At 35.2% G+C, this 12,958-nt stretch carries 10 protein-coding genes; all 10 read right to left on the reverse strand.

Annotated elements, in window-relative coordinates; translation table 11 throughout:
- Positions 1–37: 37 nt before the first annotated feature.
- Complete coding sequence (locus tag R3L15_RS11595) at positions 38–2,317, reverse strand: NADP-dependent malic enzyme (protein ID WP_338731861.1); 2,280 nt, start codon at positions 2,315–2,317, stop codon at positions 38–40.
- Positions 2,318–2,368: 51 nt separating this feature from the next.
- Positions 2,369–3,292 (reverse strand): tRNA epoxyqueuosine(34) reductase QueG, encoded by a 924-nt coding sequence (queG, locus tag R3L15_RS11600; RefSeq protein ID WP_338731863.1) that lies wholly within the window; start codon positions 3,290–3,292, stop codon positions 2,369–2,371.
- Positions 3,293–3,313: 21 nt separating this feature from the next.
- Positions 3,314–4,651, reverse strand: coding sequence for a cytochrome P450 (locus R3L15_RS11605; RefSeq protein WP_338731864.1), 1,338 nt, complete (start codon positions 4,649–4,651; stop codon positions 3,314–3,316).
- Positions 4,651–5,673 (reverse strand): Holliday junction branch migration DNA helicase RuvB, encoded by a 1,023-nt coding sequence (ruvB, locus tag R3L15_RS11610; protein WP_338731866.1) that lies wholly within the window; start codon positions 5,671–5,673, stop codon positions 4,651–4,653. The genes R3L15_RS11605 and ruvB overlap by 1 nt, the downstream gene beginning before the upstream one ends.
- An 81-nt stretch (positions 5,674–5,754) precedes the next feature.
- Complete coding sequence (locus tag R3L15_RS11615) at positions 5,755–7,545, reverse strand: cbb3-type cytochrome c oxidase subunit I (RefSeq protein ID WP_338731867.1); 1,791 nt, start codon at positions 7,543–7,545, stop codon at positions 5,755–5,757.
- 26 nt (positions 7,546–7,571) lie between these two features.
- Complete coding sequence (locus tag R3L15_RS11620) at positions 7,572–8,633, reverse strand: cytochrome c oxidase subunit II (protein ID WP_338731868.1); 1,062 nt, start codon at positions 8,631–8,633, stop codon at positions 7,572–7,574.
- Positions 8,634–8,662: 29 nt separating this feature from the next.
- Positions 8,663–10,024, reverse strand: a complete 1,362-nt coding sequence (locus R3L15_RS11625; RefSeq protein WP_338731869.1) for a quinol:cytochrome C oxidoreductase — start codon at positions 10,022–10,024, stop codon at positions 8,663–8,665.
- Positions 10,025–10,051: 27 nt separating this feature from the next.
- Positions 10,052–10,519, reverse strand: coding sequence for a cytochrome c (locus R3L15_RS11630; RefSeq protein ID WP_338734139.1), 468 nt, complete (start codon positions 10,517–10,519; stop codon positions 10,052–10,054).
- 158 nt (positions 10,520–10,677) lie between these two features.
- On the reverse strand, positions 10,678–11,211 hold the full coding sequence (locus R3L15_RS11635) for a DUF3341 domain-containing protein (protein WP_338731870.1): 534 nt from the start codon (positions 11,209–11,211) through the stop codon (positions 10,678–10,680).
- Between the two features lie 9 nt (positions 11,212–11,220).
- A complete protein-coding gene (gene nrfD, locus R3L15_RS11640) occupies positions 11,221–12,945 on the reverse strand; it encodes an NrfD/PsrC family molybdoenzyme membrane anchor subunit (RefSeq protein WP_338731871.1) in 1,725 nt (574 codons plus the stop codon).
- Positions 12,946–12,958 lie beyond the last annotated feature (13 nt).

Genomic DNA, 12,958 nt, shown 5'->3' on the forward strand with positions numbered 1-12,958 from the left:
ATTATAAAGCAGTTATCCCTGTAATGACACTTTTGCTTTATTGTTCTCTTTTCTCTTTTTGTTGCGCATCGACCACAGCTATAGCAGTCATATTTACAATTTCGTCAACACTAGCGTCAAGTTGTAAGATATGAACAGGTTTTCTCATGCCCATCATTATTGGACCAATAGAATCGGCTTTGTTAAGTTCTTTTAAAAGCTTATACGTTATATTGGCCGCTTCAAGGTTAGGAAAAACTAATGTATTCACCTTTCTTCCTGCAAGCTTGGAAAACGGAAATATATCTTGAAGCATTTCACTATTTAAAGCAAAATCTGTTTGCAGTTCGCCATCAACAATCATATCTGGATAAAAACGATGTAAATAAGAAACAGCTTCTCTTACTTTTGAAGCTCGATCGTTATGAGATGATCCAAAATTTGAATAAGATGTCATAGCAATTACAGGCTCCATACCAAACATTTTCACTACAGTCGAAGTCATTTGTGCAATTGTTGCTAAATCCTTTGCTGTTGGGTCTATATTAATTGAGGTATCGCTTAAAAACATTGGGCCACGCTGTGTCATCATAATATTTGTGGTTGCTACTCTCGAAGCACCTTTTGCCTTTCCTATAAGTTCTAGCATTGGTTTTACTACAGATGGATAGCTGCGTGAATATCCAGATATCAAAGCATCGGCATCACCTTCATTTACCATCATGGCAGCAAAATAATTACGCTCACGCATTTTCTTTTGAGCAGAGTAAAGTGTTACACCACGGCGTTTTCTATGTTTCCAATAGGCTTCGGCATATCTATTTTTTCGTTCTATTTCTTCGTCTGATTTAGGATCAATAATTGGCAAATCTACATCAAACTCTATCTCTTCCATTAAGGTTTTGATGGCCTCTTTTCTTCCTAATAAAATAGGATAAGCTATTCCTTCATCATAAGCAATTTGTGCGGCTTTTAAAACATCTAAATGATCGGCTTCTGCAAAAACAACACGCTTAGGGTTCATTTTAGCTCTATTAATTAAAAGCCTAACCATTTTATTATCTGACCCTAGTCTTTCTAACAATTGATTTTCATAGCGTTCCCAATCCTCAATAGGCTCTTTAGCAACACCACTATCCATGGCTGCTTTTGCTACTGCTGGCGGAACTTCGGCAATTAATCTCGGGTCAAAAGGTTTAGGAATAATATAATCGCGACCAAACATTAACTTGGTTTCTCCATAAGCAATATTTACTTGCTCAGGTACTGGCTCTTTAGCTAATCTAGCCAAAGCTTTTACTGCAGCCATTTTCATTTCTTCATTAATTTTGGTGGCACGAACATCTAATGCACCACGGAAAATAAACGGAAATCCTAATACGTTATTTACTTGATTAGGGTGATCGCTACGGCCAGTTGCCATAATAATATCTTCTCTAGTTTTTACTGCCAAATCGTAAGCGATTTCTGGATCTGGATTGGCCATTGCAAAAACGATAGGATTTTCTGCCATAGTAATTAACATCTCTGGAGAAACTATATCTGAAGTAGATAATCCTATAAATACATCGGCATCTTTCATGGCTTCGTCTAAGGTATTTAAATCCTTATCTGTAGCAAATTCAGCTTTTTGAGATGTTAGATTTTCTCTATCCGATCTTATAACACCCTTGCTGTCAAGCATAACCATATTTTCTCTTCTTGCACCACAAGATTGGTACAATCGTGAGCAAGAAATAGCAGCAGCACCAGCACCACTAATTACAATATTAACATCTTCTATATTTTTTTCGGCAAGTTCTAAAGCGTTTAATAAGGCTGCCGCAGAAATAATAGCTGTCCCGTGTTGATCGTCATGCATTACAGGAATATCAAGCTCTTCTTTTAGGCGCTTTTCTATCTCAAAAGCCTCAGGAGCTTTTATATCTTCAAGATTAATACCTCCAAAAGTTGGCGCTATATTTTTAACGGTTTGAATAAACTCTTCAATATTTTCGGTATCGACTTCTATATCAAACACATCTATATCGGCAAAAATTTTAAAAAGCAACCCTTTTCCTTCCATAACAGGTTTGGAAGCTTCAGGACCAATATTACCAAGACCTAAAACTGCTGTTCCGTTAGATATGACAGCTACTAAATTTCCTTTAGTAGTGTATTTGTATGCATTGTTTTTATCTTTTTCTATTTCCAAACAAGGTTCTGCAACGCCTGGAGAATAGGCTAATGCTAAGTCTCTTTGAGTAGCATATTTTTTTGTTGGAACAACTTTAATTTTACCTGGCGTTGGCTTAGCATGATAAACTAACGCTTCTCTTCGTTTTCTTGGGTTACTCATAAACATTTTTAAATATGTTATACAAATGTAGTAATCCTACAGAATTAAACTCTAATCTTTCAAGAAATCAATGTTACGAGTTAACCCTGTGAATTTAGTCCGCTTTACCGCTGACTTTTTAAACACCTTTCTAAAAGTATCTTCGGTAATTTCTTCCCAGTCTTTTTTAGACATTTTTAATAAGTCGGGATGCGGATTAAATAGTGGTTGGTTATGTGGTTTTGAAAACCGGTTCCATGGGCATACATCTTGACACACATCGCAACCAAACATCCAATCGTCCATCTTATTTTTAAATTCTAATGGTATATTGTCTTTCAATTCTATAGTTAAATAAGAAATACATTTGCTACCATCTACTACGTAAGGCTCAACAATAGCCTGAGTTGGACAAGCATCAATACAGGCTGTACATGTTCCACAATGATCGGTAGTTGGAGTGTCGTAATCGAGTTCTAAATCGATAATAAGTTCTGCAATAAAATAAAAGGATCCGACTTGTTGCGTAAGTAAATTGCTATGTTTTCCTATCCAACCCAAACCAGATTTTGCTGCCCAAGCTTTATCTAAAACTGGCGCCGAGTCGACAAAAGCACGACCTTCTACTTCACCTATTTCATGTTGAATAAATTGTAATAGTGATTTGAGTTTATCTTTTATTACAAAGTGGTAATCGGTACCGTAAGCGTATTTTGACAACTTGTAACTTTCTGAGTTTTGGGTTTCCGAAGGAAAATAATTCAGCAATAAGGAAACCACACTTTTAGAGCCTTCCACTAGTTTTGTTGGGTCTAAACGTTTATCGAAATGGTTTTCCATATAACGCATTTCACCATTCATATTAGCATTTAACCAGTTTTCTAATCGTGGGGCTTCTGTTTCTAAAAACTCAGCTTTACTTATGCCACAAGACAAAAAACCAAGGCGTTTGGCTTCAGTTTTTATAAGTTGTGTATGGTGTTGTTTATTTGGCATATGTTAAAGATAACATTACGTTTATCGCTTTTGAAATCTTACAATAGCATTTTTAGGTTTTAAAGTAATTAACGGGTTAATTTCTATAGAATCCTTTACAGGATAAATTTTATATCTAAGTAAAAGTTCTGAGACAGCTATTGCCATTTCGTACATAGCAAAGTTATTTCCTATGCATTTTCGTGGTCCAGCACCAAATGGAAAATAATGTGATGTATAGTTTTTAGCATGCTCAGGCAAAAACCTATTAGGGTTAAACGTTTTAGGGTTTTTCCATAAGTTTTTATGTCTGTGGATTTCGTAAATAGAAAACAATAAACTGCTTCCTTTTTTAAATAGAAAGCCATTAAATTCATCATCTTGTATATTCACACGATCTATAAAATATGCTGGCGGATATAACCGTAAAGACTCCTCTATAACTTGTTTAGCTATCTGAGATTGTGTGATTGCTGTCATTAGATTGGCATGATATTTTTCTAATATAGTTTGATATTCTATATAGATTTTATCTTGCCATTCGGGATGCTGAGCTAATAACTGTACTGTAAAACTTAATGTATTTGCTGTTGTTTCGTGGCCAGCAACAAAAAGTACCAAAATTTCATCAATTAATTGGTTGTTATCCATACTTGAGCCGTCTTCATAACGTGCATTTAAAAGCATATCCAACAAATCATTATATTGAGTTTTAGACTGTGTTCGTCTATTAATGATATTTTGAAGAATATCACGAGATTCCTTGGTACGCGACAAATGCTTTTTTATAATCCCAAAAGACTCAAAATACCATTTTAAATAAGGCTGACGCAACTCTTTTACCAACATGTTTTGATTTTCCTCGGTCACTTCTTGAAGGATTTTAATCTCAGCATCGGTAGCGGCATTACTAAACAACGACTTTACAACCACTTTAAAAGCTAAATCGCTAAAAAAAGGGAGTACATCCATATCAATATCTGTTTGGATACTATGTAGCTCTTCAATAATGGTTTTTTTTATGGTAGCAATTAAGTTTTCGAGATGTTTTTTATGAAATGCTGGTTGAATGAGTTTGCGTTGCTTTCGCCAATGTTTGCCTTCAGAAGTCAACAATCCTTTTCCTAAATATTTAGCAAGGTCCTTTGTTTGGATAGGTGACTTTGTATAATTTTTCCAATTCTTTTGAAGCACATATTCTGCTAAAGCGGCATCACGGGAAAAAATAGCATAGTTACCAAAACCAATATTAAGCTTAAACGTATTGCCGTAGCGTTCAAAATTTTTATGATGGAATGGCAGTGGATTATTAAGAATATTAATGGCGTGTCTTAAAAACGTAAATGTAGACACCTCGGGTATTTCTTTTTGATTATCCATTAAAACAATCCGCCTTGCGTTCCTCCTTTGGTACGTCCAAGATGTTTATAGGCTTGTTCGGTTACTTCTCGACCACGAGGTGTACGCATAATAAATCCTTGTTGAATAAGAAAAGGCTCGTAAACTTCTTCTATCGTTTCGGCACTTTCACTAACCGCTGTTGCTAAAGTTGTAATACCTACGGGACCGCCTTTAAATTTATCGATAATAGTAGACAGAATTTTATTATCCATTTCATCTAAACCATGCGCATCTACATTTAAAGCTTCAAGAGCAAATTTGGCTATTTTAATATCAATTTTGCCATTGCCTTTTATTTGGGCAAAATCGCGCACACGGCGTAATAATGCATTAGCTATTCTTGGGGTTCCTCGACTTCTTCCTGCTATTTCTACTGCGGCTTCCATAGAGATAGGCACATTTAAAATTGAAGCACTACGTTGGACTATGGTTGTTAATAATTCGGTATTATAATATTGTAATCGGCTACTTATTCCAAAACGCGCTCGCATAGGAGATGTTAGTAAACCTGAACGTGTTGTGGCTCCAACTAATGTAAATGGATTAAGATTGATTTGAACCGTTCGCGCATTTGGTCCCGTTTCAATCATGATATCAATTTTATAATCTTCCATGGCCGAGTATAAATACTCTTCTACAATAGGACTTAAACGATGAATTTCGTCAATAAATAATACATCGCGCTCATCTAGATTGGTGAGCAAGCCAGCCAAATCACCTGGTTTATCCAATACAGGTCCTGAGGTGACTTTAATACCAACACTCAACTCATTAGATAAAATATGCGCCAAAGTTGTTTTACCTAATCCTGGAGGCCCATGAAACAAGGTATGATCTAAGGCTTCGTCTCTTAAGTTGGCTGCTTTTACAAAAACCTGTAAGTTTTCTAATACTTGATCTTGTCCTGTAAAGTCATCAAAAGACAATGGACGCAATTTTTTCTCTACATCTAACTCTTCAGGTGAGAAATTATCATTTGTTGGATCTAGGTTTTCGTTCATAAAAACAAAGATAAAGAAAAAGCCTTTCCAAAACGGAAAGGCTTTTTAATATCTTTTGATATTCTCTTTTTAGAGAGACGTCTAGTGTTGTAATTCTTCTTCACCCTCTTTCATTGGGGTATTTTGCGGCACGAAATCTAAATCGTGTCCTGGCTTACTATAATCGTATGCCCAACGGTGTACGTGAGGAATTTGACCTGGCCAGTTTCCGTGAATATGTTCTACTGGTGTTGTCCATTCTAATGTGTTAGACTTCCAAGGGTTTTGCTCGGCTTTCTTACCAAAGAATATACTCGTAAAGAAATTATATAAGAATACTAACTGGAATGCACCACCTACTAAGGCAAATATTGTTATAACAACGTTTACATTAGCTAAATCGTCGAATAGTGGAAAATTAGAGTTTGTATAATAACGTCTTGGTAACCCTGCCATTCCTATAAAGTGCATTGGGAAGAATACTCCATACGCGCAAATTGCTGTTATCCAAAAGTGTAAATAGCCTAATTTTTTATTCATCATTCTACCAAACATTTTTGGGAACCAATGATAGATTCCTGCAAACATTCCATACAATGCAGAGATTCCCATTACTAAGTGGAAGTGAGCTACTACAAAATAGGTATCGTGTACGTTAATATCTAAAGCACTGTCTCCTAAAATAATTCCTGTTAAACCACCTGTAATAAATGTTGATACTAAACCAATAGAGAACAACATGGCTGGATTCATTTGTAAGTTACCCTTCCACAGTGTTGTAATATAGTTGAATGCTTTAACAGCTGATGGGATAGCAATTAATAGGGTTGTAAAGGTAAATACAGACCCTAAAAATGGATTCATACCAGATACGAACATGTGGTGTCCCCATACAATTGTTGATAGGAAAGCAATTGCTAAAATTGAAGCTACCATGGCTCTATACCCAAAGATGGGTTTACGTGAGTTGGTTGCTATAATTTCGGAGGTAATTCCTAATGCTGGTAATAATACAATATATACCTCTGGGTGACCTAGGAACCAAAATAAGTGTTCGAATAATACTGGAGAACCACCTTGGTAATGTAATACTTCACCTTGAATAAAAATGTCTGATAAGAAGAAGGATGTTCCAAAACTTCTATCCATAATAAGTAATAATGCCGCTGATAATAATACAGGGAAAGATACTACACCTATTATAGCTGTTACAAAGAATGCCCAAATAGTTAATGGTAAACGCGTCATAGACATTCCCTTCGTTCTTAGGTTAATTACAGTTACTATGTAATTTAAAGATCCTAATAGAGAAGATGCAATAAAGATTGCCATAGAGACTAACCATAATGTCATTCCCATACCAGATCCTGGTTGTGCCATTGGTAAAGCACTTAACGGTGGGTAAATAGTCCATCCTGCTGCAGCTGGTCCAGCTTCAACAAATAAAGATAATACCATGATTACACTTGATAAAAAGAATAACCAATATGATACCATGTTTAAGAAACCAGATGCCATATCTCGTGCACCAATTTGTAATGGTATTAATAAGTTACTAAATGTACCACTCAATCCTGCAGTAAGTACAAAGAATACCATTATAGTACCGTGAATGGTAACAAGTGCTAAATAAATATCAGCATCCATAACACCATCTGGTGCCCATTTACCTAATAATGCTTCAAAAATAACATTAGGTTGTTCTGGCCATGCAATTTGCATACGGAACATTAAAGACATCACAACGCCAATAATTCCCATAATAGTACCTGTAATCAAGTACTGTTTGGCAATCATTTTGTGGTCTTGACTGAATATATATTTAGTTATAAACGTTTCTTTATGATGATGCCCGTGGTCGTCGTGTGCGTGAGTATCTGCGTGTGCTGACATAATCTTGTTTCGTTTTAAGTCTTTGTTTAGTTAATTAAAGAGTTTTTAAAGGTCTTTTGTTCTTTGATCCAAGCGTCATATTCTTCTTGAGTCTCAACAATAATTTTCATTTGCATGTTATAATGAGACTTACCACAAATTTTGTTACATAACAATAGGTAATCAAACTCATATCTTAAATCTTGACCTTTAGCTTCTATCTCTGCTTTATTCTCTACACGAATTTTATTGATATTAGCTACTTTTTCTATGATATCAGGATTTTGTCTCATTTCTGCTGTTGTAACAGATGGCGTAAACCCAAATTGGGTTATCATACCAGGAACACAGTTCATTTGTGCTCTAAAGTGTGGCATATAAGCAGAGTGCAGTACATCTTGAGATCGCATTTTAAATAATACTGGCTTACCAACTGGTAAATGTAACTCGGTAGTTATAATATCGTCTTGTGCATTTGGATCTGACTCATCAACACCTAAAATGTTAGCTCTATCAATATCTATTAATCTTACGTTAGCTTTACCTAATACATTGTCTTGTCCAGCATAACGAGCTTTCCAGTTAAATTGCTGTGCATAAAGTTCAATTACTAATGGATCTTCATCTTCACTAACATTCATAATGCTAGACCAAGTGAATAATCCGTAGATAATTAAACCTGCTAATGTTATTACAGGAATAATAGTCCAAATAGCTTCTAGAGTATTATTATCTGCATAGAACAAGGCTTTTTTACCTTTCTCTCCTTTGTATTTAAAGGCGAAATAATGTAATAAGAATTGCGTTACTGTTTGAACGATAAAAATAAGAATTAAAGAAATGATCATTAATGTATCAATTTGCGATCCATGCTCGGATGCTGAATTTGATAATAATGGTAAATCTCCCCATTCATATATGGAAACTATAGTTATGGCATAAATGAAGACAAGGAATGCCATCATTAAATACCCATTAAGTTTGTTATCTTTATCTGTTGCAATTTGTCCGTTATCTGCACCAACACTAGCCAAATCGAATATTTTGACCATTTGCCAGATTGCAACAGCTACAAAAAATACTATTAAAATTGTTAATAAAGCAGTCATCGTTATTTCTCTTCTTTACTTATTAAATATTAGTAATGGAAGTTTTCACTTTCCTTAATAAATGGGTTTCTTTTTGCTAATAGTGGTGCTTTAGATATTGCTGTAAATACAACTAGCATAAATAGTCCAGCAAATAAGCAAATAGCTCCAATTTCTGGCACACCAATAAACCATCTGTCTCCTACTGTTGCTGGCATAATCATATTGAATACATCTAAATAATGTCCAAATAAAATTACAATACCTGCCATTACTATAAACCATGGTATTCTCTTGTAATCACTATTCATTAAAACAAGTAGTGGGAAAATAAAGTTCATAGCTAGCATGCCAAAGAATGGTAACTTGTAATCATTAATTCTTGTAATAAAATAGGTTACCTCTTCTGGTATATTTGAATACCATATTAACATAAATTGTGAGAACCATAAGTAAGTCCAAAAGATACTAATGGCAAACATAAATTTAGCTAAATCATGTAAATGACTATCATTTACAAACTCTAATAATCCTTTTGATTTTAAGTACATAGTTATTAAGGCAATAACCGTAATACCGCTTACAAACATGCTTGCAAATACATACCATCCAAATAATGTACTAAACCAGTGTGGATCTACACTCATAATCCAGTCCCAAGACATCATAGATTCTGAATAGATATAGAATACTAAGAATGCCGCTGCGATTCTGAAAGATTTTTTAAAGTTTTTGTCGTCTTCAGCATTATCTTGTGCTAAAGAGAATTTTCTTGCAAAGTGACGGTATAAACTCCATCCTGCAATAAAAATAAGTCCTCTTACTGCAAACATTGTTAAGTTTAACCAACCTGCTTTACCTTGAATAAGTTTATCATGCGCTACAACATCGGGATCCATCCAAATAAAGATATTGTAATGTCCTATTGTTCCAGATGCAATAGCAATAGCTAATACAATTAATCCGCCAGGTAATACATATGCTGTAATACCTTCCATAATTCTAAATAGTACTGGAGACCAACCTGCTTGCGATGCTCTTTGAATAGCATAAAATGCTAACACGCCTAAAGCAATCATAAAGAAAAAGAACGCACCTACATAAAGCGCTGACCAAGGGCGGTTAGATATTTGGTGTTGGACATGCTCTACATGTTCTTTATGAGCATCTGCATGGTGTGCTTCATCTGTATTTGAAGCTTCTTTGGCATGTGAATCGTGCGCTGTTTCTGTAGTGGCATGAACTGTATCTTCAGCATGACCACCTCCATGATGTGAGGCTTCTTCAGCCAACATAGTTTCAACTTCTTCAAAAGATTTGTGAGAAGTCATAAAACCATAACCAACACCTAATAAACCTATAATAACTAAGGCTATGGAAAATGTCTTTAATTTATTTGAGAATGTGTACATATCTATATAAATAAACTTTATTCTATCTTACTTTTCTAATTTAGCTTTAAGTTCCATAACATAAGCTATAACTTGCCAACGCTCTTCTTCATTAATCTGGTTTGCATAAGACCCCATGGCGTTTTTACCGTAATAAATGGTATGATAAACACTACCAGCTGTTATGGCTCTACCAGCATCGTCATAACTAGGAATACCTAATATTTTTTCGCGCTTTACTAAGTTTCCTTGACCGTCACCTTTGTTACCATGGCAAATACCACAATAAATATCGTATAACTCTTTTCCTTTAGCTAAATCTACTTGTGTAGAATCTAATGGCGAGTTTAATGAGTCTTTAGCTAGCTGATACCCTTCTACAGTATTTTCTATATCAAAAGGTTTAAACCCTCTAGGTATAGTTCCTTCTGCGGGAAGTTGTCCTTCTTTTCCATTACGGAAAGCTGCAGATTCTGAATAGGTTTCGTACCCAACAGATTCGTACATATTTGGCATGAATTGATAGTTTGGTCTAGTATCTTTTTTACAAGCTACTACCACTACCATAAGAAATGCTAGAAGTGATATTTTAATTAAGCCTTTCATCTGTAACTTTATATTTTTCATTTTTTATTAAATGTTTGCAGCACTATATTCTAGGACTACTTAACAGTTTAATGTGCGTCTTTATCAACTATATTAATTTCTACGGCACCTGTTTCTTTAAGTAACGTTTCAAGTTCTTGTTCGTTACCATGAACTGGAATTTCCATCAAGAAATGATCATCTGTTGTTCTTGGATCTGGGTTTTCAGCATTTTTAAATGGCCACATTCTACTACGTAGGTAAAATGTAATTACCATTAAGTGGGCTGCAAAAAATACGGTCAACTCAAACATAATTGGTACAAAAGCCGGCATGTTCTCGATATAACTAAAACTTGGTTTACCACCAATGTTTTGTGGCCAATCCTCAATCATGATGAAGTTCATCATTGTGATGGCTACAGCTAATCCTAAACATCCGTATAAAAAAGAAGCTATTGCTATACGTGTTGGTTCTAGTCCCATAGCTTTATCTAGCCCATGGACTGGAAAAGGGGTATAAACTTCTTCTATATGATGCTTTTCTGCTTTTACTTTTTTAACAGCAGACATTAACACATCGTCGTCTGTATAAATCGCGTGAATTACTTTAGATGCTTCCATTGTCTACGTTTATTTTATAAGATTTTTTGCTTGACCAGACCAATCATCACGCTCTGCTCTTCCTGGGAAAGAACCAGTGATTTCATCTAATAAGTCGTATTCTTTTTTTGTCATTTTGCTAACCTGTAAGAATGTGTAAATACCTATGCTATTTAAAGCTTCTTCCATTTTCGGTCCTACACCATTTATCTTTTTAAGGTCGTCTGCTGTTTCTGTATTAGGATCGAAAGTTCCTATACTAGCTAAAAGGCTATCTACTTTAGCAGAGTTATCTACTTTAGGAGCTTCAGTATTAACAACTGGTTGCTTTCCTGAGGTTCTTTCATCAGAACCAGTTCCTACTAAACTTTCTCCTGCTTCTCTAATTCTTTTGTAACGTTCTCCTGAAGATTTCAAGATTGTTTTAACCTCAGCTTGCGCAATTACTGGGAATGTTCTTGAGTATAATAGGAATAACACAAAGAAGAATCCTATTGTTCCTATAAAAATTCCTATATCTACAAATGTTGGTGAGAACATAGTCCATGATGATGGTAAATAATCGCGGTGTAATGATGTTACAATAATTACAAAACGCTCAAACCACATACCTATGTTTACTACAATAGAGATAAAGAACGAGAACATAATACTTGTTCTTAATTTCTTGAACCACATAAACTGTGGTGAAAACACGTTACAAGTCATCATTGCCCAATATGCCCACCAGTAAGGTCCTGTTGCTCTGTTTAAGAATGCATATTGTTCATACTCTACTCCAGAGTACCAAGCAATAAATAACTCAGTAATATAAGCCACACCTACTATTGAACCTGTAATCATGATTACAATGTTCATTAGTTCGATGTGTTGTACTGTAATATAATCTTCAAGGTTACATACTTTCCTCATGATGATAAGTAATGTATTTACCATAGCGAATCCTGAGAAAATCGCCCCTGCCACGAAATATGGCGGAAATATTGTAGTATGCCAACCTGGAATAACAGATGTTGCGAAGTCAAAAGATACAATAGTATGTACAGAAAGTACAAGTGGTGTAGCTAAACCTGCTAATACTAATGACACTTCTTCAAAACGTTGCCAATCTTTAGCACGACCTGTCCATCCAAAACTTAATAAAGAATATATTTTCTTTTGAAATGGTTTTACAGCACGATCACGAATCATAGCAAAATCAGGTAATAATCCTGTCCACCAGAATACTAATGATACCGATAAATATGTTGAAATCGCGAATACGTCCCATAATAATGGCGAGTTAAAGTTAACCCATAACGATCCAAATTGGTTTGGAATTGGTAACACCCAATACCCTAACCATGGACGGCCCATGTGAATTACAGGGAATAAACCGGCTTGAACTACAGAAAAGATAGTCATCGCCTCTGCCGAACGGTTAATTGCCATTCTCCATTTTTGACGGAATAGAAGTAATACTGCAGAAATAAGTGTTCCTGCGTGACCAATACCTACCCACCAAACGAAGTTGGTAATATCCCAGGCCCAACCTACGGTTTTATTTAAACCCCAAGTTCCTATACCTGTAGATATGGTATAAATAATACATCCAATTCCCCAAAGAAAAGCTACCAGTGAAATTCCAAAAACTATCCACCACTGCTTATTCGCTTTACCTTCTATAGGTTTTGCCACATCCACAGTAACGTCGTGGTAGGACTTTTCACCTGTAACTAAAGGTCTTCTAATAGGTGCTTCGTAATGAGACGCCATAATCTGTTTATAA

Source organism: Mangrovimonas cancribranchiae (assembly GCF_037126245.1).
GTDB classification, from domain to species: Bacteria; Bacteroidota; Bacteroidia; order Flavobacteriales; family Flavobacteriaceae; genus Mangrovimonas; species Mangrovimonas cancribranchiae.

Excerpts from the sequence above, each read along its gene's own strand:
- R3L15_RS11595 (WP_338731861.1), bottom strand. The coding sequence starts at position 2,317 with ATGAGTAACCCAAGAAAACGAAGAGAAGCGTTAGTTTATCATGCTAAG.
- queG (WP_338731863.1), bottom strand. The coding sequence starts at position 3,292 with ATGCCAAATAAACAACACCATACACAACTTATAAAAACTGAAGCCAAA.
- R3L15_RS11605 (WP_338731864.1), bottom strand. The coding sequence starts at position 4,651 with ATGGATAATCAAAAAGAAATACCCGAGGTGTCTACATTTACGTTTTTA.
- ruvB (WP_338731866.1), bottom strand. The coding sequence starts at position 5,673 with ATGAACGAAAACCTAGATCCAACAAATGATAATTTCTCACCTGAAGAG.
- R3L15_RS11615 (WP_338731867.1), bottom strand. The coding sequence starts at position 7,545 with ATGTCAGCACACGCAGATACTCACGCACACGACGACCACGGGCATCAT.
- R3L15_RS11620 (WP_338731868.1), bottom strand. The coding sequence starts at position 8,633 with ATGACTGCTTTATTAACAATTTTAATAGTATTTTTTGTAGCTGTTGCA.
- R3L15_RS11625 (WP_338731869.1), bottom strand. The coding sequence starts at position 10,024 with ATGTACACATTCTCAAATAAATTAAAGACATTTTCCATAGCCTTAGTT.
- R3L15_RS11630 (WP_338734139.1), bottom strand. The coding sequence starts at position 10,519 with ATGCCAAATATGTACGAATCTGTTGGGTACGAAACCTATTCAGAATCT.
- R3L15_RS11635 (WP_338731870.1), bottom strand. The coding sequence starts at position 11,211 with ATGGAAGCATCTAAAGTAATTCACGCGATTTATACAGACGACGATGTG.
- nrfD (WP_338731871.1), bottom strand. The coding sequence starts at position 12,945 with ATGGCGTCTCATTACGAAGCACCTATTAGAAGACCTTTAGTTACAGGT.